This window comes from Pseudomonas sp. R76, assembly GCF_009834565.1.
In the GTDB taxonomy this organism is placed as follows: Bacteria; Pseudomonadota; Gammaproteobacteria; order Pseudomonadales; family Pseudomonadaceae; genus Aquipseudomonas.
In genome coordinates this window covers 2,597,614-2,619,949 of the sequence record NZ_CP019428.1, presented here as the reverse complement: position 1 = coordinate 2,619,949, position 22,336 = coordinate 2,597,614, and the positions used below count along the sequence as shown (strand labels likewise).

Annotated in this window: 19 protein-coding genes and 1 pseudogene; 7 read left to right on the top strand and 13 right to left on the bottom strand. The window is 62.7% G+C overall.

Annotated features, from left to right (window positions below; genetic code table 11):
• Positions 1-278: 278 nt before the first annotated feature.
• A complete protein-coding gene (locus PspR76_RS12110; RefSeq protein ID WP_159955475.1) occupies positions 279-1,457 on the bottom strand; it encodes an integrase core domain-containing protein in 1,179 nt (392 codons plus the stop codon).
• Positions 1,458-1,648: 191 nt separating this feature from the next.
• Positions 1,649-2,557: a LysR family transcriptional regulator gene (locus PspR76_RS12105; RefSeq protein ID WP_159955473.1), complete on the bottom strand. Its 909-nt coding sequence runs from the start codon at positions 2,555-2,557 to the stop codon at positions 1,649-1,651.
• A 204-nt stretch (positions 2,558-2,761) separates the two neighbouring features.
• On the opposite strand from PspR76_RS12105, the gene PspR76_RS12100 reads away from it, so the two are divergent.
• Positions 2,762-3,160 carry a helix-turn-helix domain-containing protein gene (locus PspR76_RS12100; RefSeq protein ID WP_159955471.1) on the top strand — a complete coding sequence of 133 codons (399 nt, stop codon included), beginning with the start codon at positions 2,762-2,764 and terminating at the stop codon, positions 3,158-3,160.
• Between the two features lie 58 nt (positions 3,161-3,218).
• Complete coding sequence (locus PspR76_RS12095) at positions 3,219-5,981, top strand: ATP-binding protein (protein WP_159955469.1); 2,763 nt, start codon at positions 3,219-3,221, stop codon at positions 5,979-5,981.
• Here the strand turns inward: PspR76_RS12095 and PspR76_RS12090 are convergent.
• Positions 5,928-7,427, bottom strand: a complete 1,500-nt coding sequence (locus PspR76_RS12090) for an ATP-binding protein (RefSeq protein WP_159955467.1) — start codon at positions 7,425-7,427, stop codon at positions 5,928-5,930. The genes PspR76_RS12095 and PspR76_RS12090 overlap by 54 nt on opposite strands.
• 95 nt (positions 7,428-7,522) lie before the next feature.
• A complete protein-coding gene (locus PspR76_RS12085; RefSeq protein ID WP_159955465.1) occupies positions 7,523-8,473 on the bottom strand; it encodes a GlxA family transcriptional regulator in 951 nt (316 codons plus the stop codon).
• A gap of 181 nt (positions 8,474-8,654) precedes the next feature.
• Here PspR76_RS12085 and PspR76_RS12080 point away from each other — a divergent pair, with 181 nt between their 5' ends.
• Entirely contained in the window at positions 8,655-9,377 is a 723-nt protein-coding gene (locus PspR76_RS12080; RefSeq protein ID WP_159955463.1) for a pirin family protein, read from the top strand.
• Positions 9,378-9,524: 147 nt separating this feature from the next.
• Positions 9,525-9,950: a hypothetical protein gene (locus tag PspR76_RS12075; protein WP_159955461.1), complete on the top strand. Its 426-nt coding sequence runs from the start codon at positions 9,525-9,527 to the stop codon at positions 9,948-9,950.
• 63 nt (positions 9,951-10,013) lie between these two features.
• Here PspR76_RS12075 and PspR76_RS12070 read toward each other — a convergent pair whose 3' ends face one another.
• Complete coding sequence (locus PspR76_RS12070) at positions 10,014-11,012, bottom strand: quinone oxidoreductase family protein (protein ID WP_159955459.1); 999 nt, start codon at positions 11,010-11,012, stop codon at positions 10,014-10,016.
• A gap of 102 nt (positions 11,013-11,114) precedes the next feature.
• Here PspR76_RS12070 and PspR76_RS12065 point away from each other — a divergent pair, with 102 nt between their 5' ends.
• Positions 11,115-11,978 (top strand): LysR family transcriptional regulator, encoded by an 864-nt coding sequence (locus tag PspR76_RS12065; RefSeq protein ID WP_159955457.1) that lies wholly within the window; start codon positions 11,115-11,117, stop codon positions 11,976-11,978.
• Between the two features lies 1 nt (position 11,979).
• Here the strand turns inward: PspR76_RS12065 and PspR76_RS12060 are convergent.
• Positions 11,980-12,939, bottom strand: a pseudogene (locus tag PspR76_RS12060) (GlxA family transcriptional regulator).
• Positions 12,940-13,035: 96 nt separating this feature from the next.
• On the opposite strand from PspR76_RS12060, the gene PspR76_RS12055 reads away from it, so the two are divergent.
• Positions 13,036-13,578 carry a thioesterase family protein gene (locus PspR76_RS12055; RefSeq protein ID WP_159955455.1) on the top strand — a complete coding sequence of 181 codons (543 nt, stop codon included), beginning with the start codon at positions 13,036-13,038 and terminating at the stop codon, positions 13,576-13,578.
• 511 nt (positions 13,579-14,089) lie between these two features.
• Here the strand turns inward: PspR76_RS12055 and PspR76_RS12050 are convergent.
• From PspR76_RS12050 to PspR76_RS12035, 4 genes are all read right to left on the bottom strand, one after another.
• Complete coding sequence (locus PspR76_RS12050) at positions 14,090-14,878, bottom strand: ABC transporter ATP-binding protein (protein ID WP_159955453.1); 789 nt, start codon at positions 14,876-14,878, stop codon at positions 14,090-14,092.
• A complete protein-coding gene (locus PspR76_RS12045) occupies positions 14,872-15,861 on the bottom strand; it encodes an ABC transporter permease (protein WP_159955451.1) in 990 nt (329 codons plus the stop codon). Before PspR76_RS12045 ends, PspR76_RS12050 begins: the two co-directional genes overlap by 7 nt.
• A complete protein-coding gene (locus PspR76_RS12040; protein WP_159955449.1) occupies positions 15,848-16,906 on the bottom strand; it encodes an ABC transporter substrate-binding protein in 1,059 nt (352 codons plus the stop codon). Before PspR76_RS12040 ends, PspR76_RS12045 begins: the two co-directional genes overlap by 14 nt.
• 135 nt (positions 16,907-17,041) lie before the next feature.
• Positions 17,042-18,373, bottom strand: coding sequence for an LLM class flavin-dependent oxidoreductase (locus tag PspR76_RS12035; RefSeq protein ID WP_159955447.1), 1,332 nt, complete (start codon positions 18,371-18,373; stop codon positions 17,042-17,044).
• Positions 18,374-18,578: 205 nt separating this feature from the next.
• On the opposite strand from PspR76_RS12035, the gene PspR76_RS12030 reads away from it, so the two are divergent.
• Positions 18,579-19,523 (top strand): aliphatic sulfonate ABC transporter substrate-binding protein, encoded by a 945-nt coding sequence (locus tag PspR76_RS12030; RefSeq protein ID WP_159955445.1) that lies wholly within the window; start codon positions 18,579-18,581, stop codon positions 19,521-19,523.
• 63 nt (positions 19,524-19,586) lie between these two features.
• Here PspR76_RS12030 and PspR76_RS12025 read toward each other — a convergent pair whose 3' ends face one another.
• The 3 genes from PspR76_RS12025 to PspR76_RS12015 form a co-directional block, all read right to left on the bottom strand.
• Positions 19,587-20,771: a sugar transporter gene (locus tag PspR76_RS12025; protein ID WP_159955443.1), complete on the bottom strand. Its 1,185-nt coding sequence runs from the start codon at positions 20,769-20,771 to the stop codon at positions 19,587-19,589.
• Positions 20,772-20,882: 111 nt separating this feature from the next.
• Positions 20,883-21,245, bottom strand: a complete 363-nt coding sequence (locus tag PspR76_RS12020) for a type 1 fimbrial protein (protein ID WP_159955441.1) — start codon at positions 21,243-21,245, stop codon at positions 20,883-20,885.
• Between the two features lie 86 nt (positions 21,246-21,331).
• Positions 21,332-22,330 carry a bile acid:sodium symporter family protein gene (locus PspR76_RS12015; RefSeq protein WP_159955439.1) on the bottom strand — a complete coding sequence of 333 codons (999 nt, stop codon included), beginning with the start codon at positions 22,328-22,330 and terminating at the stop codon, positions 21,332-21,334.
• Positions 22,331-22,336: the final 6 nt, after the last annotated feature.

Below are 22,336 nucleotides of genomic sequence, written 5' to 3'. Positions count from 1 at the left end.
TGCTTTTGCTTCAACCACTCAGGTCGGCTACCAGGCCGCCGTGCTGTAGATCTTGATCTTGATTTTGATCTGGGATCGCCCCGTCAACCACGCTGGCCGAACGCAGGCTTTGGAGCGGGGGTAACCCGGCAGGACGCCGGGTTAGCCGCGCTGGGCCAGGGATGGCCCATCGCGGCGGCCCCCGCTCCAAAGCCGGAGTGAGGGCACACCGAGCCTAGGCGAGGTGCCGAGTGGTGGGGCGTGTACGGGACAACCACATGGGTTACACAAAAGTGCATTCACATAGGTAACACTTTGAGTGAAATATAGCCGTCCTTGTCTGCATGCCTCGCATCCACTTGTCCGAGGATCACTGGGCCGAAAATAACAGCCCACACATCGTCGCTCAGCATCTCCATTCCAATAGTCTGGTATTTCAGTAAATGCCCCACATAAATCCGCAGACCTGACCGATAAATCATCCCGTTTGAGTCAGTCCGGTAACACTCAATATGACTTGCATAACCCATCTCCGGCAGTTTCTCCGGATAGGCTCGAGGTGAAGGTGAATAGCATGAAGCCGGTGTTTTCTGGCTCAGCGCTTCATGCCCTCGCTCGTAATTGTAGTGCCGTATGAAACGATCAAAGTGTTTCTGCTGAGACTCCCAAGCAACCGCAGGTGGATTGGGCAAAGTGCTTTTCAGTGTTCGGTGCATACGCTCGTGCCGGCCATTTTGGTCTGGCCGACCGGGCTCGATACGCTCAGGAATGATACCCAGCCGTAGCCACCAGATCGACAACTGTGACAGCCCTCCGCGCCCTGTGCTGGCAAACGGCACTCCGTTGTCAGTACGGATGCGCTCAGGCAAACCATACTCGCGAAACACCCGTTCGAACGTCTCTTGGGTCTCCTTGAAATTGGTGCTGGGCATGCTCTGACAGGCAAGTAAGAAGCGACTGGCATGATCCATGATTGTTAGCGGATAACACCATACGCCCGCGCCTGTCAGGTACTGGCCTTTGTAGTCAGCACTGAAAAGCTGATTAGGCACATCTGCCTTACGTAACGGTTTTGGATAGACAGCAACTCTTGGCCGCAAGGGGCGCGGCGTGATCAGATCAGCCGCTTTAAGGATGTTATAAATAGTCGTTTTCGAGGGCGGATCCTGGCCCGGAAAACGCTTTATCAAATCACTCTGGATTTTTTTCGGACCAGGGATTGTCTCGCCTATAGAACGAAGTTCGATAATTGCCTGCTTTACCGCCAAAGGCACCACATAAGTCTGGTGGTGCCGACGACGACTACGCTCATCAAGCCCACCGGGGCCTTCTGTTTTGTATCGCTCGACCCACTTATAGCCAGTCTTTCGGCTGATTTCATAGTCTCGACATAGCTGACTAAGGCTGTGTTTTCCAGTCAGGTATTCAGCGACAAACATCACTTTGAGGTCCATAGGTTTCAGCTCTTTCCAGGGCATGGTCAGATCCTCACGAAATCGACCCTGCCAGTTAAAAACTGTTACCTATGTGCGTGAACTGATTTGTAACCCATGTGGGTGAGTCATACCGGGCGAAGACTTTTTGGTTACTTTTGTGTCTTTACAAAAGTGACCCGCCGTAAGGGCGGAACCCTAAGCGGCCGTTACCGCAGCAACGGATATGTACCCAATCAAAAAGCCCGAGCCATATGCTCACTTATACGCAACCGCAACCACCGCTCCGCCGGGTCATTGTCATGCACCCCACTCCACACCATCGACAACTCCGCCGCCTCGATCTCAAACGGCGGGTCCTCAGCCCGCAACACCGTGCCCTCGGTCAACGCACAGGCCGCATAATCCGGCACGGTCGCAATAATCTGCGTGCCTGCCAACAACGCCCGCAACCCACTGAATTGCGGCACCGCCAGCACCACCCTGCGTGCCCTGCCGATCCGCGCCAAATCCAGGTCGATGTTGCCGCTCAAATCCCCCGAAAACGACACCATCGCATGGGGCCGCGCGCAGTAGTCATCCAGGGTCAACGGCGCCTCCCCGTCGTCCCCACGCAGCACCTTGCAGGGAATATCCCGCAGCTTCTTGCGCTTGGCATTCGCCGGCAATTCCGTGGTGTAACTCACCCCCACCGAAATCTCGCCGCTGGCCAATAACGCCGACATCAACAGGTAATTGGCCCGACGCACCACCACCACAATCCCCGGCGCCTCCTCACGCAGTTGGCTGAGCAGCGGCGGAAACAAGCCAAACTCCGCATCGTCCGACAGGCCAATACGGAACACCGCGCAACTGGTGGAAGGGTCAAAATCCTTGGCACGGCTGACCGCGCCGGAGATGGTGTCCATGGCCGGTTGCAACTCCTTGAGTATCGCCAGTGCCCGTGGCGTGGGTTCCATGCCCCGCCCGTTGCGCAGCAACAACGGGTCGTCGAACAAATCCCGCAGCCGCCCCAACGCCGCACTCACGGCCGGTTGGCCCATAAAGAGTTTTCCGGCGACGCGGGTCAGGTTCTTCTCGAACATCAGCGCTTCGAAAATCACCAGCAGGTTCATGTCGACGCGGCGCAGGTCGTTGCGGTTCATGGCGGTTTCCACAGGGTTTCCAGGCCGCCAGATAAGCACACGCCCCCACCTGCCGATTGCACGCCTGTGCTGTCTTTTCCACGCCCTGAGCTGGCGAAATTAACAACGATTAACTCGTCAGCCAGACGGTCCGGCGCCAAGAATGAGGCGGTCTACACTGGATCCATTCACCGGGAACGCTCCCATCGACTACGGATATTTGTCATGGCCCGACTTGAGTACTGTGCGCCACGTTTTAGCGCGACCGGCGGCCTATGCCCCCGGCGCGAACGCATTGCCAAACAGCTGATCCTCGCCAACCTCGGTGAAAGCCTGGCGATTGCCGACCTGGCGCAGGCGTGCGCGCTGTCGCGCAGCCACTTTTCCCGGGCGTTCAAGTGCACCACCGGGCTGTCGCCGCAGGAGTGGATTCGCCAACAGCGCATCCAGCGGGCCAAGGAATTGATCACCGGGTCGTCCTTGAGCCTGACGCAAATCAGCCTGGAATGCGGGTTCTGCGACCAGGCGCACTTCTGCCATATATTCACCCGCAGCGAGGGCGTCAACCCGATGACCTGGCGAAACCACCACTTGCGTCACAAGCCGCAAGTGATTGCGGCCTAGTGGTCGGCACACGCCTGGAATATGCTGGCCAGACCCTTTTCCCCGAGCATCGGCCACCATGAGTGACCCCAGCGAACAGGCCGTGCACTTCGGCCCCTACCGCATCCACCCGCGCCAGCGCCTGGTGCTGGAAGCCGGTCGCCCGTTGCGCCTGGGGCGGCGCGCGGTGGATATTTTGCTGATCCTGCTGGAGCAGGCCGGCAAGGTGGTGAGCAAGCAGGAACTGATCGCGCGGGTGTGGCCGAAAACCGTGGTGGAAGACGGCAACCTGCGCGTGCACATGGCCGCGCTGCGCAAGGCGCTGGGCGATGGTCAGGCGGGGCAGCGCTATATCGTCACCGTGGCCCAGCGTGGCTACAGTTTTGTCGCACCACTGAGCATCGAACCGATGACGCTTGCCGCCGACGGCATTCCCCACAGCCAGGGCCATAACCTGCCGCTGCGCCGCACCCGCATGCTCGGCCGCCAGGCGCTGATCGATGCACTGGTGCAGCAATTGCCGCAACAACGCTTTATTACCCTGACCGGCGCGGGTGGCATCGGCAAGACCACCGTGGCGCTGCGGGTGGCGGAATTACTGATCGGGCACTACCGCGACGGCATCCGCCTGCTGGACCTGGCGCCGCTCAGCGCGCCGGCGATGATCCTGCCCAACCTCGCCGCATTGCTCGACCTTACGCCCACCGAGCATGAGCCCCTGCTCACCCTCGCCCGCAGCCTGCACGCGCGTCAGTTGCTGCTGGTGATCGACAATTGCGAACACCTGCTCGACGACATCGCCCTGATCAGCGAAACCCTGCTGCGCCATGCGCCCCACGTGCACATCCTGGCCACCAGCCGCGAAGCCCTGCGCGCCGAAGGTGAACACGTGCAACGCCTCGAACCGCTGGCCTGCCCGCCCGCGACCGGCAACCGTGCCCAGGCCCTGGGCTACCCGGCGCTGCAACTGCTGATCGAACGCGCGCTGTCGCATCAAGACAGCTTTGAACTCAGCGAAGCCGACTTGCCGCTGGCCATCGATATCTGCCAGCGCCTGGACGGGATTCCGCTGGCGATTGAACTGGTCGCCGCGCAGATCCAGCGCTTCGGCCTGCAGCGGCTGCGGGTGCAGATGGAAGACAACGTTCGCCTGTTGACCCGTGGCCGGCGCAGCGCCCTGCCCCGCCAGCAAACCCTGCGGGCCACGCTGGACTGGAGTTTTGCATTGCTGACCGCGTGCGAGCAGATTTGCCTGCGCCGCCTGGCGGTATTTCGTGGCGGGTTCAGCCTGGCCAGCGCGGCAGCGGTGATCGCCGGTGAGCAGATTGCGCCGAACGAAGTGCTGGGCTCGATCACCCAGTTGGTCGCCAAGTCCCTGCTCAATGTGGAGGCTGGCGACGATGAAGTGGCCTACCGCCTGCTGGATATCACCCGCACCTATGCGCTGGAAAAGCTCAGCATGGCCAATGAGCTTGAGGCCACCCGTGAGCGCCATGCGGCGCGGTGCCTGGCGCTGATGGAGCAGGCGCAGGAGGACTGGGAACTGATCGCCACGCAGGCGTGGATCAACCGTTATGCGCCGCTGCGCGAGGACATTCGCGCCGCCCTCGATGGGTGTTTGGGCGACGGGGGCGCGCACCTGCTGGGCATTCGCCTGACCGTCAGCGCCATGCCGCTGTGGCAGGAATTATCCCTGCTGCGCGAGCACGGGTTGTACGTGAACAAAGCCCTGGCGCGCCTGGCGCAGTCGCGTGCGCCGAGCCAGCGCCTGCACATGGCCTTGCAACTGGCGCTGGGCAGTTTTTCCTATCACACCCAGGGCGGCACGCCGCAGACCCTTCAAGCATTTGCCTGCGCGCGGCGCCTGGCCGAAGCCGGCAAAGACTTGGGCGGCCAACTGCGCGCGGTGTCGGGCCATATGGCGGTCAACCTGTGCAGCGGCAACTACCGTGAGGCCTTGGCGCAGAGCCTGCAGTTTGATCAGCTTGGCCCACAATCCGAGCCCTTGCTGGACCTCAGCGCCCAGCGTCTGCGCGTACTGGCGCAACACTTTGCCGGTAACCAGGCACTCGCCCTGCATAACGCCGAACAAGTGATCCAGCGCATGGCCCACAGCGGCCACCTGAATCGGTTTACCCACGGCTTCGGCGTGCAATACGACCAGAGTGTGGCGTCGTTGACGATTCTCGCGCGCACCCTGTGGCTACGGGGTTTTCCCGAGCGTGCCTGGCGCACCGCGAACCAGGCGCTGGAACTGGCGCTGCAAATCAACCACGGCACCTCGATCTGCTACACCCTGGCCCTGGCCGGCGTGGTGATCGCCCGCTACAACGGCGACAGCGCGGCGGCGCGTTCACTGCTTGATCTGTTGCTGCAACAGGCACACAAACACTCGGTGCAGTTGTTCCACACCTGGGCGCGGCACTACGAGGGCACGGCGTCCGACAAGGATTTGCAAGGGTTGGGCCTGGCGCAGGACACGCTGGTGACCTTCAACGCCCTCACCGTGGATGACGCCTTGTTCGAGCGCGCCCGAAGCGGCGCGGCCGGTTGGTGTACGCCGGAGATTCTGCGCGTGCGCGCCGAGGCAATCCCTGATCTGCGCAAGCGCGAATCACTGCTGCTGGAGGCGCTGGGCCTGGCCCACCAGCAAGGCGCGCTGGCCTGGGAATTACGCAGCGCGACGGCACTGGCGCAACTGTGGCAAGGCCAAGGGCGCGTGCAGGCGGCGCGCGACTTGCTGAATTCGGTCTACACGCAATTCAGTGAAGGGTTTGCCACCCACGACCTACTCCGCGTGCGCCGCCTGCTCGACGAGTTGCAAGACAAACGGCCGGCCTGAAAACGGCCCCAGGTAATGCCCATAACCTTGCTGCAAACGCACCACCTGCACCGGGTCACGCAGGTGCGCCAGGGCGTAGCTGCGCAGGCTGTTGAGCAGGCGGTAGCGCGCAGGGCCCGGGCCCGGCTCCACCGTCAGCATCGACGTGGCCGCCAGACGTGCCAGCAAGTAGGACAAGTCGGCGTGTTCCAGCTCAGTGCCGGCCACCAGCTTGCTCAACAGCGGCAGGGTTACGGCCATTTTGAACAGCGCCAACTGCAAAAACAGCCAACGCTGCGGCAGGCTCAGGCGCTCGTAACTCCAGTCCAGTGCAGCGGTCAGGGATCGATGACGTTCTATCGCTGTGCGTCGGCCACGGGTCAACACCTGCACGCCTTGTTGCAACTGCGCCTGCAAGCCGCGTAAGCCCAGGGCCTCGACCTGTGCCGCCGCCAGTTCCAGGGCCAGCGGAATGCCGTCGAGGCGCCGACAGATATCGCGCAATGGCGCCAGGTCCTGCGGGCGCAGCACAAACCCTTGCTGACCGGCACGCACCCGCGCGACAAACACTTGCACCGCCGGGTAGACCATCGCCTGCTCGACACTGCCCCAGGCCGAGGGCGCAGGCAGCGCCAGCCTGGGCACGCGCTGCACCCACTCGCCGGGTACTTGCAAGGCTTCGCGGCTGGTCAACAGCACCGTCACCTGCGGCGCTTTTTCATGCAGCACGCGCACCAGATGGCGGCAGGCGCCGAGCAGCACGTCGGCGCCGTCGAGCACCACCAACAGGTGGCGCGCAGCCAACTGCTCGCACAGTGCATGGGCGCTGCTACACGGTTGCAGGTTCAGGGTTGCGGCCAGATGGCGCAGCAGTTGGCTCGGCGCGTGGACCGTCGCCAAATCCACCCAGCCCACGCCGTCGCGATAGCGCGACAACACCCGTTCGGCCAGGGCCAGGGCCAAGGTGCTCTTGCCCACGCCGGCGCAGCCGGTGAGCATGATCAGCCGCTGGCCGGACAGCCGCCGCACCAGTGCACCCAGCAGCTCATCACGGCCCAGCATCGGGCTGAGCCGCGCGCCCAGGTTGTGCCAGGGCAGCGCCGACGCAGTGGTCGACGGTGCGACAAAGCAGTAGCCACGCGCGGGCTCATTGTGGATATAGCGCTGCCCGTCCAGCGCACGGCGCAGGGCCGCGATGTGCACGCGCAAGTTGTTCTCTTCGACCACGCTGCACGGCCAGACCCGCGCCAGCAACGTGTCCTTGCCGACAAATTGGCCTGGCGTTTCCAGCAGCACCGCAAGGATATCCAGCGCACGCCCACCCAGCGGCACCGGCAGGCCAGCCTTGCTGACCAGGCGCTGTTGCCGGTGAAAGGTGTAGGGGCCGAAGCTCACTGTGTGTGGGTTGTTCATCCGGTTAGCGGCGCTGGAACACCCGGTCTTGGGCGTTTGCGCATCCTTTTCCATGGGCCTGTCGCTATCTTGCCAGCTCGCCGTGACAGGACAATGCTGGCACGGGGAGCGACACGGACAATCAGGTGCGCAAAACAGCCATGCTGGCGTTAACTGAACTGCTGGCGGTATTGCGTCGGGTTAAGGCCGAGTTTTTCACTGAACAGAAAACGCATGTGTCGCACGCTGCCGAAGCCTGCGTGAAACGCCACGGTCTTGAGCGGCAGGTCAGTGGTTTCCAGCAGGTGCCGGGCGCGGTCGATGCGCGCGCCTTGCAGGAACGCCATGGGCGTCATCTGCACCTCCTTGGCGAACACCCGCGCGAAGTGGCGCGCACTCATGCCCGCCAACGCGGCCATGGCGTCGATAGTGAACGGCTGATCGAGTTGCGCCAGCACTTGGTTCTGCACGCGGGTAATGGCGGTTTCCAGCGGCGCCACCGCAGCGGTCATCGGGCTGAATTGGGCCTGGCCGCCCTGGCGTTTCATCACCACCAACAACACTTTGGCGACGTCCACCGCCACCTGTTTGCCGTGGTCCTGGGCGACAATCGACAGCGCCAGGTCGATACCGGCGGTCACCCCGCCGGAGGTGATCAAGCGGCCATCCTGCAAGTAGATGCGATCGGTCTCGACAATCGCCTTGGGGAAGCCCTTGATCAAGCGCTCGGTGTAATGCCAGTGGGTGGTGACGCGGCGGCCGTCGAGCAGCCCGGCATGCCCCAGCACAAACGCGCCGGTGCAGATCGAGCCATAGCGCCGCGCCCGTGGGGCGGCGGCCTGCAGCCAGGGCAGCAGCGCTGGGTGACATTCGTTATAGGCGCCGGGGCCGCCCGGCACCAGCAACAGGTCATAGGCGTCGTGGGCCTGGTCCAGTTGCAGGTCGGGCTGCACGTGCACGCCATTGGACGCGCGCAGCAGGCCCGGCTCAGTGCCAATCGTCAGGATCTGATAGTGCGCGGTCGCCGGCAGGTAGCGGTTGGCGATGGAAAACACTTCAAGTGGCCCGGCCATGTCGAGCAGGAGGAAGTCCGGAAACAGCGCCATGGCCACGGTTTTCATGCGGGGATAAGTCCATTGAGAAGGAAGTCGAGGCGGCATTATGGCACGGCTTTTACTGTCAACTTTAAAGAGACAATTATTCAAATTTCAGCCTCTTAATGAATTTATCGGTAACCATTAATCTTCTTCTCAACGCAAGCGCCCTGCATCACGCAGCCCGCGCTCACTTGAGGACAAGACCATGCTGACCCTTCGCAAAGCTTCGGACCGCGGCGCCGCCAATCACGGTTGGTTGAAGTCGTTCCACACCTTCTCGTTCGCCAGCTACTGGAACCCCGCCGAGCAGGGCTTTTCCGACCTGCTGGTGATCAACGACGACCGCGTCGCAGCCGGTAAAGGCTTCGGCCAGCACCCGCACCGCGACATGGAGATTTTCTCCTATGTGCTCGAAGGCGCCCTGGAACACAAGGACACCCTGGGCACCGGCTCGGTGATTCGCCCTGGCGATGTGCAACTGATGAGCGCCGGCAGCGGCGTGGCCCACAGCGAGTTCAACCACAGCCAGACCCAGGGCGTGCACTTCCTGCAAATCTGGATCGTGCCAAATGAGGCCGGTGCCGAACCGCGCTATCAACAGGAACACTTCAGCACGGCGCAGAAACGTGGGCGCTTGCAGTTGATCATCTCGCCGGATGGCGCCGAGGGCTCACTGAATGTGCGCCAGGACGCACGGGTGTATGCCGGGCTGTTCAACGGCGCCGAAGCCGCGACCCTGGACCTGCCGCCGGATCGCCACGTGTACATCCATGTGGCCAGGGGCAGCGTGGACGTCAACGGCCAGCGCTTGCAGGAAGGCGACGGCGCCCGTGTGAGGAATGAACGCCACATTAGCCTGAGCCATGGTGAGGATGCCGAGGTGCTGGTCTTCGACCTGCGCCCTCAGGACCGGCCGCAGATGCCTTGACCGTCGACGCGATGGCCCGCCCCAAAACGGGTCATCGCTGGCATCGATAGTCACCATCAGCCCAATGAAGTTCTCTTAAAAACACCAACGCGTAACATCAACCCCATGCCAAACGGCACCCAACTAAAACACTCGGAGCACACCCTCATGAAACGCCAACTCTTGCTTAGCCTCGCTTTCTCGGTACTGGCTGCAAACGCTTTTGCTCACCCGGTTGTCGCTGAAGGCGGCGCGGATCGCCTGCAAGGTAACCACGTAGCGGAAGGCGGTTCTGATCGTCTGCTGGAACGCCGTGTGGCCGAAGGGGGTTCTGACCGTTTGCTGGAACGTCGTGTTGCCGAAGGTGGCGCTGATCGTCTGCAGGAACGTGGCCTGGCTGAAGGCGGTGCTGATCGCTTGCAGGAACGTGGCCTGGCCGAAGGCGGTGCTGATCGCTTGCAGGAACGTGGCCTGGCTGAAGGCGGTGCTGATCGCTTGCAGGAACGTGGCCTGACCGAAGGCGGTGCTGATCGCTTGCAGGAACGTGGCCTGGCCGAAGGCGGTGCTGATCGCTTGCATGGCAACAACGCATAACCCCGCACAGTTCGCGGGGCACCCCAAACCGGCCTGATCAGCCGGTTTTTTTTCGTCCCCGATTCAGTCCAGGTCGCGGTCCACCCACATCACCGCCTTGCCGATCTGTTGCCGCGCCTCGATGCGCGCATGCACCTGCTGCACCGTCTCCAGGCTGTAATGCCCTTCGATGTCTACCGTCAGCGAACCCTCCAGCATCGCCGCGAACACCGCATGGGCACGCCGTTGCACCGTCGCGCCATCGGCCATATGGTCGGCCAGCCGTGGCCGGGTCAAAAACAGTGAGCCTGCCTCGCCCAGTTCAATCGGGTCCAGGTCGGTCAGCGAGCCGGAGACGTTGCCATAATTGACGATCAAACCACCGGTGCGACAGGCACGAAAGCTCTCGCGCAAGGTGTTTTTGCCGACCGAATCGAAGACCACATCTACCCCGCGCCCGCCTGTGGCTTGCAGCACCTGGTCGGCAAAACCGTCATACGTCCACGCCTGGTCGGCACCGCGCGCAAGCGCAATCGCACATTTCTCGGCGGTGCTGCCGGTGGTGAACACCGTGGCGCCCAAGCGCCGCGCCATCTGCACCAGCAATTGGCCGATGCTGCCGGACGCGGCGTGAACCAGGCAGGTGCTGCCCGCGTGTAAACGGGCGACATCGTCAACCAGGTAGTGCGCGGTGCAACCCTGAAACATCGCTGCCGCCGCCTGATCGAAGCGGATGGCGTTGGGGATTTGCGCAATTTTGTCGGCGGGCACATGGGCGTATTCGGCATAGGCGCCCCAGGCAATGCACCAGGCCACGCGGTCGCCAACGGCCAAGTGACTCACGCCCGGGCCGACTTCCACCACCACGCCGGCGCCTTCCATGCCCAAGGTGCACGGCAGTCGCACCGGGTACGTGACCGAGTGGGCGTATTTGCCTTGGCGCGTGTGAATGTCCATGAAATTGATTCCGGCGCAGGCCACCTTGACCAGCACATGCCCGGCCGTCGCCTGGGGTTTGGCAACGTCGTGGCGCAGTTGGGCAACTTCAGGGCCGCCGTAGGCTTGCAGGGTGATGGCTTTCATTGGGGAACAACTCCGTTTGCACTGGGAAGCGGCCATGGTAAAAGGACAGGCTCGGTAGGAATATTCCCCATTCCTTCCCAGCCTCTGTGCGGAAATAACCCGATGTTTGACTGGCAGGATCTGTATTACTTCACCGTGTTGGCGCGCACTCAGTCGCTGTCGGCGGCTGCCCGCGAGCTGCAGGTGGAGCACGCCACCGTCGGGCGGCGGGTCGACGCGCTGGAAAAAGCCCTCGGCGTAAAACTGGTCGACCGCCTGCCCCGCAGCCGGCCGCTCACCGCGCAAGGACTGGCGCTGGCCGAATTGGCGGCGGGCATGGGCGACATGGCCACCGAAGTGATGCGCCTGTCGCGCGTGGCCTCCATCGAACTGGCCGGCACCGTGCGCGTCAGTTGCCCGCCGTCGATTGCCAACCACTGCATCGCGCCACACGTGGCACGGCTGCGCGCGCAATACCCGCAGCTGAACCTGGTGCTGATGCCCTCCACGCAACTGGCGGCGCTGGACAAGGGCGAAGCCGATATCGCCCTGCGCACGGTGCGCCCCGACGAGGATGCGCTGGTGCGCCGCAAGGTCGGCGTGGTGCGCTTCGGGCTGTACGGCGCGCCCGCGTACACGCAACTGCCCGCCGCCCAGTGGGCATTTATCGCCTACGACAGCAGCCGTGATCACTTGCCGCAACAGGCATGGCTGCACCAACTGCGCGGCCAGCGCCCGATCGTGTTTGCCGCCAGCGAGTTGATCACCCAGCAAATGGCCGCCCGCTCGCAGGTCGGCGCGGTGGTGTTGCCGACATTGGTGGGCGATCACGACCCGCTGTTGGCGCGACTGCCCACCGCCGGCGACGGCCCAGCGCGGGATATCTGGCTGACGGTGTACCCGGATATGCGCCGTTCGCCGTCGGTAAAGGTGGTGATGGAATTTCTGGTGGCGTGCATTGAAGGTGAAGCGCAGCTGCGGCGTTGAGTCAGCTTGCCGTGGCGAGGAATTTCTTGCGATACGCCGCCGGCAGCATGCCGACGCGCTGCTGGAACAGGCGACGAAACGAATTGCTGTCTTCATACCCCACCGCGTAGGTGATGCTTTCGAGGGTCATGCGCGTTGATTCCAACATCTGCTTGGCACGCTCCAGGCGCAAGGTTTGCACATAGGCAATAGGCGTATAGCCCGTCGCCTCCTTGAACCGCCGCTTGAAATTGCGCACGCCAAAGCCAAAGCGCCGGGCCACGTCATCAATCACCAGCGCCTGGGCAAACTGCTGTTCAAGCCAATGCTGCACCCGCAGGACCTCGCCGTCGCCGTGGTTCTTGGGCAATGACCACATGGCGTACACCGACTGCTCGGTGCGTACGTTGTCGACCAGCAAGTATTTGCCACAGGTATGCGCCAACTCGGGAGAGCCAAAGCGGCGGATCAGGTGCAGCATCAGGTCCATCGCGGCGCTGGCGCCACCGCAGGTGATCACGCGGTTTTATTCGCAGAGTATCTGCGCGTCATCCAACGCGACGCCCGCGTAGCGTTGCCGGAAAAACCCGGCAAACGCCCAGTGCGTGGTGGCGCGCAAGCCGTGCAGCAAGCCGCTCTCCGCCAGCAGAAAAGTCGCCGTGCACATCGACGCCAGCACCGTTCCCTGGGCATGGCGTTCGCGCAACCAGGGCCCGTAGGCGGGAAAGCTCGGCATAGCCTCCTTGAGGGTAAACAGAAAACCAGGGATCAGCACCAGGTCGGTCTGATGAACCTGCGCGAGCGAACACCCCACCTGCAAACGCTGCCCGCCCCAGGCGTCCACGGCCTGGCCGTCGAGGGAGGCGACCACGATCTCGAACGGCGGGCTGTCGGCGAACAGGTTGGCGGCGCTGAGCATTTCCAGGGCCAGGGTGGCGCTGGCGGCGGAGCATTGGTCGACCAGGAGCAAGGTAATGTGCATGTTGCGCTTTTCGCATGTAATAAGTCATTTGCGCACCTACCTTAGCCGATTCCTCGCCCGTAGAGTGCGGCCACTGATCAACTGCCTGGCGCGTTTATGAATCTCTGGTTTCGATTGCTCTACATGCTGTCCCGTCGGCCCTGGCGCACACCGGCCCATGGCCTGGAGACCACCGTGGTGCGCATGCGGGTCTGGCCGTTGGACCTGGATATCAACCGGCATGTCACCAATGGCCGGTATTTCTCCCTGGCGGATGTGGCGCGGATGGATTTTGTACTGCGTACCGGCGCGTTTCGCGTGGCCCTGCGCAACAAAGCCCTGCCGATCGTGGGCGATACCTGGGGCAAGTTTCGCCGCGAACTGAAGCTGTTCGAAGTGTTCGAGGTACACACCCGCATGCTTGGCTGGGACCACAAGTGGAGCCTGATGGAGCACCGTTTCGTCAGCAAAGGCCGTGTGATCGGCGTGGTGGTGATGCGCGGGCTGTTTCGCTCAGCCAAAGGCACCCTGCCCCCGGCAGACTTCGTGCGCGAGCTGGGGTTGGCCGAAGCGTCGCCACCGCTGCCGCAATGGCTGAGTGACTGGGCGAAAAGTTGTGATGCTATGAGTGTGCAATTGCGCGCAGAGGAGCTGGTTTAAACCACGCGGGCCAGCTTCTTCAAGTTGGCTTCGGCGTCGTCCTTGGGGGTGAAGATGCGCCCCGGATTACCCGCTCCGCGTGGGGAATGCATGCTCTGACGCTCTGCGTCACCTGTACATCGGTCTTGAGATAGAAGCTGGTGCGGGACGCGGAGCGTCCCAGGCGGCGTTCCCACGCAGAGCGTGGGGACGATCAACTCCACCAGACAAGCATCATCGCGACCCTGATCGTTCCCACGCTCCGCGTGGGAATGCATCCTGTGGCGCTCTGCGTCACCTGTACATCGGCCTTGAGATAGAAGCGGACGCGGGACGCGGAGCGTCCCAGGCGGCGTTCCCACGCAGAGCGTGGGAACGATCAATTGTGGGAGCGGGCTTGCTCGCGAAGGCGGTGGGTCAGTGACAGATAAATTGGCTGACAAACCGCATTCGCGAGCAAGCCCGCTCCCACAGTTGGATCTCATCGCATCAGCAAGATCTGATCGTTCCCACAGAGCGTGGGGACGATCAATTACCAGCTGCTCCCCAACCCCAGCAGCCCCAAAATCTCCCGCCGCAATTCCACCAGATAAGCATCATCGCGGTGCCGAGGGTACGGCCGATCAATCGTCAACTGCGCCTGGATCTTCGCCGGCCGGTCACTGAACACAATCACGCGATTAGCCAGCAGCAACGCCTCTTCCACATCATGGGTCACCAGCAACGCCGTATAGCCCTGGCGCTGCCATAACTCGATCAACTCCTTTTGCATGGTGATGCGCGTCAGCGAATCCAGCTTGCCCAGCGGCTCATCCAGGATCAGCAATCGCGGCTGATTCACCAGCGCCCGCGCCAATGCCACCCGCTGCGCCATGCCACCGGACAGCTGCCGAGGGTAAGCACGGGCGAAGGCACTCAAACCGACTTTTTCCAACGCTTCATCAACCTTGCCGGCATGGGTCTTGAGCAAACCCTGGGCCTCCAGGCCAAGCGCTACGTTGTCCCATACTCGCCGCCATGGGTACAAGGTCGGGTCCTGAAACACCACCACCCGGCTCGGGTCCGGCCCGGTGATCGGCTCACCATCGGCCAGCAACCGCCCAGAATCCGCCGGCTCCAGCCCTGCCACCAGGCGCAGCAAGGTGGATTTCCCACACCCCGACGGCCCGAGCAACGCCACAAACTCACCCGGTGCGACATCCAGCGAAACCCGCTCCAGCACCGGCAGTTGCTGACCGTCCAGGGCAAAGCCATGGCTGAGGTTTTCAATGCGCAGCGCCAACCCCGCCGGCGCCGCTACCGCGTGTGCCAGGGCTACCATTTCATCGCTCCTTTCTGCCAGGCCAACAACCGATCACGCAGCAAGAACAGCCCGGTGATCAACCCCGAACAGGCCAACGCCATGATCAGCAGCGCCGCGTACATATTTGCGTAAGCCGCCCAACCCTGGGCCCATTGCAAGTACCAGCCAATACCGGATTTCACCCCCATCATTTCTGCCACCACCAAGGTCGAGAACGACGCGCCCAAGCCCATGAACAGGCCAACGAACACATGGGGCAGCGCGGCAGGAATCGCCACTTTAAAGATCAGGAAACCTGGCTTGGCACCCAGCGTGCGCGCCACGTCGTAATAGGCTTTATCGACACTTGCCACACCCGACCAGGTCAGCACCGTGACCGGAAACCAGGTGGCCAGGGCGATGAGAAAAACGCTGGCGCTCCAGCTGCTGGGAAACAGGAAAAAACACAGCGGCAACAACGCCGTCGACGGCACCGGGCCGAGGATGCGCAGCACCGGGTGCAGCCAGTAGCCGATGCGCGTGGACCAGCCAATCGCCACGCCGGCGACGAAGCCGGTGGCCGCGCCCAACGCCACGCCCGAGCCCAGCAACAGCGCCGAATGCAGCAGGCTGTCGGCCAGGCGCGGGTAGTCTTCGATATACACCGCAAGCAACGCCTGGGGCGGTGCGAAAAACGGCACCGGCAACAGCGCCAACTTGGCGGTGAGCAACTCCCACAGGCCCAGCAATATCGGTAAGGCGATCAACCAAGGCCCGGCACTGCGCAAGCGCAGGCCCAGCCTGGAAAAGTGCCGACCCAACAGACTCAACACGATGAACACCGCCGCCACGCCGACGCACAGGTTGGCCAGCCCTTGCGTCATCGGCCAATTGCGTACGGCATTGGGCCAATAGCTGATCAGCAGTGCCACGGCCACCCAGGCCGCGACTACGGTTGCGCCCTGCCACCAGACGTTGAAGGTTTTGGCGGGGCTCAGCGTTACCGCATCAACTGAAGACATCGGCGGTGATCTCCTTGGCAAACGCTACCGGGTCGGTACTTTTGCTGATCACTTCCACGGTCTTCAGGTCGGTGACGTAGGTGGTGATTTCCTGCGTCAGCGCCGCGCCGACCGCGTGGTGGCCGTGGGTGTGGTCATGGAGGATCGCCTGCACTTCTTCGGTGGTCGTGTTCAGTGCGTAGGCCTGGAAGCCTTTTGCGACGTCCTCCGGGTGCTGCACGGAATAGTCATGGGCTTCGAGGATCGCCTGGGTCAGCGCCGCGACTACGCGCTTGTCTTCGCGCACCAGCTTGCCGGTGACGCCGACCACGCAGCAACTGAGGTTGGCGTATTCCTCGACCAGGTTGGTGGACAATTCCCGCGCCACGCCGGACTTGATCAAGCGGTACATGAACGGGTCGCTGCCGCTGACCGCCTGCACTTCGCCACGCTCCAGCGCGGTGCCCAGCAGGTCGGCCGGATACAGGCGCCATTCCACATCGCGCACCGGGTCGACGCCGTGTTTTTTCAGCAGGATCGAGAAGAAATTGCGGTCCGGGCTGGCCATGTCGGTGACGCCGATGGCCTTGCCCTTGAGGTCTTCAAGTTTGCTCACGCCGCCCTTCACCGCGCTGAGCAAACGCAGGCAGCCGCCGTGGGTGCCGGCGGTGAGTTTCACATCAAAGCCCTGCTCCAACGCCTTGAGCCAACGCAACGCCATGCCGATGCCCGCATCGGCCTTGCCGGTGGCGATGGCTTCGAGCAGCACTTCGGTGGAGTTGCCGAAGTTGACCAACTCGACGTCGAGGTTGTGCTTCTTGAAGAAACCCTGCCCGTGGGCGATCACCACCGGGGCCAGGCACACCGCGTTGAGGTTGACTGCCAGCTTGAGCGCGCGTGGCGCGTCGAGGCGGATAAATTCGCCGGTACCGCTGGGTTCCTGAGGCGTGTTGTGCCCGGCGTGCTCGTCAGCGGCCCAGCCCAGGCGCGGCAGCGACAGACCGGCCAGCGAAATACCGGCGATGCCGAGCAGGCGGCGACGGGTTAAGTGATCAAAAGCGGCCATGCGCAATATCCCTTTTAGATTGATGTTGATGTGGCCTGTGGGAGCTGGCTTGCCTGCGATAGCGGTGTTTCAGCCAGCAGCGATGCAACTGACCCATAGCCATCGCAGGCAAGCCAGCTCCCACATTGACCGCGTTCAGTGAGTGAGATCGGCCAACCCCAGATGCTCACGCAGCGTCGAGCCTTCATACGCCGTGCGGAACAAACCCTTGCGCTGCAAATGCGGAATCACGCTCTCGACAAACTCAGTGAACGAGCCCGGCAAATAGCCCGGCGAAATCACAAAGCCGTCGCAACCGCCCTGCTCGAACAGCTCCGCCAACTGGTCAGCGACCTGCGCGCCGGTGCCCACCAGTTGCGGCACGCGCACGCTGCTGGCGAACAGGCGCCCAAGTTGCTCCAGGGTGGTTTCCGGGCCTTGCATCAGCAGCTTTTCAGCGGCGGCCGCAGGAATCAGCGGCGACTGCGCGATCTCGGCCAGGGTGGACGACAGCGGGAACGGCGACAGGTCCACATTCAGCTGCGAAGCGAGTGTCACCAACCCCAGTTCGGGCCGCGCCAAGGCATTGTGTTTGTCGCGTTTGGCGCGGGCTTCGGCTTCGCTGCCGCCAATAAACGGCATCACCGCCGTCAGCACCTTGCAGCTGTCGGCAGCACGGCCTTGCTGTACCACTTGCGCGCGCACGTCATCGCGAAACGCGCGCATGGCCGCCAAATGCGGGTGAATGGTGAAAATCGCCTCGGCCCAGCGTGCGCCAAACCGCCGACCACGTCCGGATGAGCCGGCCTGGATCAGCACCGGTCGCCCCTGGGGCGTGCGCGGGATATTCAACGGGCCTTCCACCTTGAACCACTCGCCCTGGTGCTGCACCGAGGTAATCAAACCCGGGTCGGCAAGCACACCGCTTTCGCGATCCAGCTTGAGGGCGCCCTGGCCCCAGCTGTTCCAGAGCTTGAGCGCGACTTCGACAAACTCATCGGCGCGGTCATAGCGCAGGTCGTGTTCCAGATGCTTGGCCTTGCCGAACAGACGCCCTTCGCTGTCGTTCATCGAGGTCACGATATTCCACGCCGCACGGCCCTTGGACAGGTGATCGAGGGTGGCGAATTCACGCGCGATATGCGCCGGCTCGTAATAGGTGGTGGAGCGTGTCGCACCCAGGCCCAGCTTGCTTGTCTGGCCGATCAGGTAAGAGAGGATCGGCAACGGGTCCAGGCGCGTTGCGTCCTGGGCGCCGTAGCGCAAGGCGAACTCACGCGAACCGCCCATCTGGTCGCCCACGGCCAGGCGGTCGGCGAAGAACAGGAAGTCGAAGAGGCCTTCTTCTACCACCTTGGCGATGCGGGAATAGTAGTCAGGGTCGAGGTAGTTGCCGACGGTTTCCGGGTGGCGCCACACGGCGTGGCTGTGCACCACCGGGCCGCTCAATAGGAATGCCGATAGGTGGATTTGGCGGCGAGTGGTCATGGCAGGCCTTAGCTTGTCGCGTAAAGGGTTCAGCCTTAAAACTTATATTAGTAATCAACCGTTATAAAAGAACGATATATTCCATGGTTATGCCCGATTCATCGAAATGCTGAAAAACCGCCCTAAGCTCAGATCAAAAGAGTATTTATAGAATACTTTTTAGAACTTTATGCTTGGCCTTATTTCGCCGAAGATCGAGCGTGCCATGCCTATTCGTCGTCCCCTCGCCGTTGTCATCGGGCTGCTGGCGTTTTCTGTCGCCGTGAGCGCCGAAGCCCAGGAAACCCTACGCATCGGTTACCAGAAGTCTTCAACCCTGATCACCCTGCTGAAAACCCAGGGCACTCTGGAAAAAGCCCTCAAGGCCGACAACATTGACGTGAGCTGGCATGAGTTCCCCAGCGGATTGCCGCTGCTCGAAGCGCTGAACGTGGGCAACGTCGATATCAGCGCCGACGTGGCCGACACCGTGCCGATCTTTGCCCAGGCCGCCCAGGCCAAACTCACCTACTTCGCCCAGGAAGCGCCCTCGCCTTCCGCCCAAGCCATCGTGGTGCGCAAGGACTCGCCGATCCAGCAGTTGGCGGATTTGAAGGGCAAGAAAATCGCGGTGACCAAGGCCGCCGGCACCCACTATTTGCTCATCGCCGCGCTGGCCAAAGCCGGCCTGGCCTTCTCGGATATCGAACCGGCCTATTTATCGCCGGCCGATGGGCGCGCGGCCTTTGAGAACAACAAGGTCGATGCCTGGGTCACCTGGGAACCCTTCCTCACCAGCGTGCAGCGTCAATTGCCGACGCGCACCCTGGCGGACGGCGCAGGCCTGGCCAGCTACAAGCGTTATTACTTGACCGGCACGCCCTACGCCAAGGCGCATCCCGAGGTGCTGAAACTGGTGTATGCGCAGTTGGAAAAAGCCGGCCAGTGGGTGAAAACCCACCCGCAGGACGCGGCGAAAGTGCTTGGCCCGCTGTGGGGCAACCTGGACGTGGCCACGGTTGAAGCGGCCAACGCGCACCGCAGTTATGACGTGCAGCCGGTAACGATTGATCAGTTGGGGGAACAGCAGAAGATTGCGGACGCGTTCTTCAAGGCGGGGTTGTTGCCCAAGGCGGTGGATGCCCAGGATGTGCAGACCTGGAAGCCGTAGCCTAAAGGCTCGTTCCCACGCAGAGCGTGGGAACGATCAAACAACACATCAGGTTGTTACGCCTCAGTGCCGCACCACACCCTGGCCGAAGCGGTGTATTGCCAGGCAATAGCCAATCAATGCCAGGGCCGCCAGTGCACCGCCCGCTGCGCCGATCCAGGCGAAGCCGAAGTGGCTGCCGACCCAGCTGCCCATCAGCGCGCCGCCGCCGATGCCGATGTTGTAGATGCCGGAGAACATCGCCATCGCGACGTCGGTGGCGTCGGGTGCCAGCACCAGCACCTTGGATTGCATGGCCAGGCCGAAGCCCATGATCGCCATACCCCAGAACACGCTCAGGCCGACGAGGTACGACTCGGCGCCGCTCAAAGGCAGCATCAGTGCCAGGCACGCGGCGAGCAGGAACACCGCGCTGACCACGAAGAGGTGCGGGTTGAAACGGTGCACCAGGCTAAACAGCAGCGAACCAATGATGCCAGCGCCGCCGAACACCAGCAGGAACAGCGTCACCACATTGCCGCTCAGGCCGGCGACGCCTTCAACAAAGGGTTCGATGTAGCTGTAGGCGGTGAATTGTGCGGTCACCACCATGGCGGTCAGCACGTACAGCGCCACCAGCGCCGGGCGCTTGAACAGCAACGGCAGGCTGCGCAGCGAGCCGGAGTTCTGGCTCGGCAGCAGCGGCAAAGTGCGCGCCAGCCAGAACACCAGGGCCGCGGCAAACGCCGCGATCACCAGGAAAGTGGTGCGCCAGCCCATGGCCTCGCCCAGCAGACGGCCCAGCGGAATGCCCAATACCATCGCCAGGGACGTGCCGGTGGCCAGCAGGCCGAGGGCTTGCACCTGTTTGCCTTCCGGCGCCAGGCGCACTGCCAGCGAAGCGGTGATCGACCAGAACAACGCGTGGGACAAGGCGATGCCGATGCGGCTGACCATCAACAGGCCAAAACTGGTGGCGACGCTGGAGAGGATATGGCTGGCGATAAACAAGCCGAACAACACGATCAGCAGTTTGCGCCGCTCGACGTTACGCGTCAGCAGCATCACCGGCAGCGAAGTCAGCGACACGATCCAGGCATAGATGGTGAGCATCAGGCCGACGCTGGCGATGGGCATGTCGAAGCTGGCACCGATGGCGCTGAGCAGGCCGACCGGCACGAACTCGGTGGTATTGAATACAAACGCGGCCAACGAGAGGGCGATGACCGGTTGCCAGTTGGCTTGGGGCGTTGCGGCTGAAATGCTCATTGACGGGCGAGGTACTCTGGCGATGGTCCAACGGCCGCGCAGAACAGCGCCGCCGCTGGGCATTCTATAGGTTTCTCGGCCCGCTGTTGACGCGGATCGTCGCCCCGTTACTCAGGGCGAGGTCATGGTGATGACGTAGTTGCCCGACTTGATCGGCTGGCCGGCGTTGTCCACCAACACATAGCGCTGATCGTAGTAACGCCCGCTGCCGCTGTCTGCGACCAGCAGCACATGGGCCGCGTTGACACTGGCCACCGGCGCCACATTGCGCACATCGAAGCGGCTGCCACGGTTGGAAACCGCGCAGCCGGTCAACTCCATTACCGCGCCGCTGCGCGCATTTGTCGCACACCCAGGCTCGACGATGGCACCGGTGAACTGAATGGTGCCCTGCCCGACTGTCTGCGCGGCGCCACAAGCGCCCGCCCATAGGCAAAACAGGCCGGTAAACACTGAAATACCTTTAACCTTCATGCCGACACTCCTTATTGGGCTCTCAATAAGTGAGTCGTCTGGCCGGGCATTAACTTGAGGTGATTCGGCCCAGGGTGTGACCTAGATCACGGATCCACCTGCCCCATCAACTCGGGGATGCTTTCCGGCCGCTTGGCATAACGCTGCGCCAGCGCCGCGCACACCATCAACTGGATCTGGTGAAACAGCATCAGCGGCAGAATCAACACGCCCATGCTCGCCCCGGCGAACAGCACCTGGGCCATGGGTACGCCCGTGGCCAGGCTTTTCTTCGAGCCGCAGAACAAAATGGTGATTCGGTCTTCCTGGTTAAAGCCAAAGGCCTTGCCCAGGACGGTCGACGCCACCAGCACCAAGGCCAGCAACACGCAGCAGGCCACCACCAGGCCGCCGAGTTCCCACAGCGGGATCTGGTGCCAGATGCCCTCGTTGACCGCTTCACTGAACGCGCCGTAGACCACCAGCAGAATCGAGCCTTGGTCGACGAATTTCAGCCAGGACTTGTTGCGGCCGACCCACTCGCCAATCCAGCGGCGGGCGATCTGCCCGGCGATAAACGGCAGCAGCAGTTGCACGCTGATCTTCAGGATTGCGTCGAGGGTCGAACCGCCGTCGCCGTGCACGTTAAGCAGCAACGTCACCAGCAACGGCGTGAGGAAGATGCCAAACAGGCTCGACGCCGCCGCGCTGCAGATGGCCGCGGGGATGTTGCCGCGCGCCAGGGACGTGAAGGCAATCGCCGACTGCACCGTGGCCGGCAGCGCGCAGAGGTAGAGCATGCCCATGTACAGGTCTTTGCCGATCAGCGGCGACAGCACCGGCTTGAGCGCCAGGCCCAGCAAGGGAAACAGCACGAACGTGAGGCTGAACACCAGCAGGTGCAGGCGCCAATGCCCGGCCCCGGCGACGATGGCCTGGCGCGACAGCTTCGCGCCGTGCAGGAAAAACAGCAGCGCGATGGCCAGGTTAGTCACCCAGCCGAAGGCCACGGCGGTCTGGCCGCTGGCGGGCAGCAATGAAGCGAGGATCACCGTGGCTATCAGGGTCAGGGTGAAGTTGTCAGGCAGAAAACGTGGGCGGGTCATAAGCAA

Excerpts from the sequence above, each read along its gene's own strand:
- PspR76_RS12045 (WP_159955451.1), bottom strand. The coding sequence starts at position 15,861 with ATGTCTTCAGTTGATGCGGTAACGCTGAGCCCCGCCAAAACCTTCAAC.
- PspR76_RS12075 (WP_159955461.1), top strand. The coding sequence starts at position 9,525 with ATGAAACGCCAACTCTTGCTTAGCCTCGCTTTCTCGGTACTGGCTGCA.
- PspR76_RS12065 (WP_159955457.1), top strand. The coding sequence starts at position 11,115 with ATGTTTGACTGGCAGGATCTGTATTACTTCACCGTGTTGGCGCGCACT.
- PspR76_RS12080 (WP_159955463.1), top strand. The coding sequence starts at position 8,655 with ATGCTGACCCTTCGCAAAGCTTCGGACCGCGGCGCCGCCAATCACGGT.
- PspR76_RS12100 (WP_159955471.1), top strand. The coding sequence starts at position 2,762 with ATGGCCCGACTTGAGTACTGTGCGCCACGTTTTAGCGCGACCGGCGGC.
- PspR76_RS12035 (WP_159955447.1), bottom strand. The coding sequence starts at position 18,373 with ATGACCACTCGCCGCCAAATCCACCTATCGGCATTCCTATTGAGCGGC.
- PspR76_RS12020 (WP_159955441.1), bottom strand. The coding sequence starts at position 21,245 with ATGAAGGTTAAAGGTATTTCAGTGTTTACCGGCCTGTTTTGCCTATGG.
- PspR76_RS12040 (WP_159955449.1), bottom strand. The coding sequence starts at position 16,906 with ATGGCCGCTTTTGATCACTTAACCCGTCGCCGCCTGCTCGGCATCGCC.
- PspR76_RS12015 (WP_159955439.1), bottom strand. The coding sequence starts at position 22,330 with ATGACCCGCCCACGTTTTCTGCCTGACAACTTCACCCTGACCCTGATA.
- PspR76_RS12055 (WP_159955455.1), top strand. The coding sequence starts at position 13,036 with ATGAATCTCTGGTTTCGATTGCTCTACATGCTGTCCCGTCGGCCCTGG.
- PspR76_RS12095 (WP_159955469.1), top strand. The coding sequence starts at position 3,219 with ATGAGTGACCCCAGCGAACAGGCCGTGCACTTCGGCCCCTACCGCATC.
- PspR76_RS12030 (WP_159955445.1), top strand. The coding sequence starts at position 18,579 with ATGCCTATTCGTCGTCCCCTCGCCGTTGTCATCGGGCTGCTGGCGTTT.
- PspR76_RS12110 (WP_159955475.1), bottom strand. The coding sequence starts at position 1,457 with ATGCCCTGGAAAGAGCTGAAACCTATGGACCTCAAAGTGATGTTTGTC.
- PspR76_RS12070 (WP_159955459.1), bottom strand. The coding sequence starts at position 11,012 with ATGAAAGCCATCACCCTGCAAGCCTACGGCGGCCCTGAAGTTGCCCAA.
- PspR76_RS12085 (WP_159955465.1), bottom strand. The coding sequence starts at position 8,473 with ATGAAAACCGTGGCCATGGCGCTGTTTCCGGACTTCCTCCTGCTCGAC.
- PspR76_RS12105 (WP_159955473.1), bottom strand. The coding sequence starts at position 2,557 with ATGAACCGCAACGACCTGCGCCGCGTCGACATGAACCTGCTGGTGATT.
- PspR76_RS12090 (WP_159955467.1), bottom strand. The coding sequence starts at position 7,427 with ATGGAAAAGGATGCGCAAACGCCCAAGACCGGGTGTTCCAGCGCCGCT.
- PspR76_RS12050 (WP_159955453.1), bottom strand. The coding sequence starts at position 14,878 with ATGGTAGCCCTGGCACACGCGGTAGCGGCGCCGGCGGGGTTGGCGCTG.
- PspR76_RS12025 (WP_159955443.1), bottom strand. The coding sequence starts at position 20,771 with ATGAGCATTTCAGCCGCAACGCCCCAAGCCAACTGGCAACCGGTCATC.